The 333-nt window shown below is 64.9% G+C and carries 1 protein-coding gene and 1 pseudogene; one reads left to right on the top strand and one right to left on the bottom strand.

Annotation, left to right across the window (positions count from 1 at the left end; translation table 11 throughout):
* Positions 1–111: transposase (locus tag IF88_RS46295; RefSeq protein ID WP_158754926.1), on the bottom strand; the 111-nt coding region annotated here is incomplete at its 3' end.
* Between the two features lie 108 nt (positions 112–219).
* Here IF88_RS46295 and IF88_RS46290 point away from each other — a divergent pair.
* Positions 220–333 (top strand): annotated as a pseudogene (locus IF88_RS46290) (IS5/IS1182 family transposase); the annotation flags it as partial.

Here is a 333-nt window from a genome sequence, read left to right as displayed (position 1 = left end):
GGTGTTCACCCCGAGATCACCAGCGACCGACCTGATCGTTGCTCCTGGCCTCGACCGGTACAACGCGACCGCGTCCGCCTTGAACTCGGCGGGGTAATGAGCCTTTTCCAACCTGACTGCGGCGGTGAGGTGTTGGAGGTTGCCAGCTGTACGGAACGACGAAGCTCCTGGTAGACGGGTTCTCGACCAAGATCACCCGTGTCCGCCAGGAGCTTCCGCGTGCTCGTCTACCCCTCGTCGATCGATCTGTCCAGCGGCACCCTGCGCTACCTGACCACGCGGCTCCGTGCCCGGCATCGGAAGATCGGGACCCGGTGGCGACGGCTGCCTGTC

Origin of the sequence: Streptomyces sp. NRRL F-2580, assembly GCF_000720115.1 — a bacterium.
GTDB lineage: Bacteria > Actinomycetota > Actinomycetes > Streptomycetales > Streptomycetaceae > Streptomyces.
This window is presented reverse-complemented; position numbering and strand designations above follow the sequence as displayed.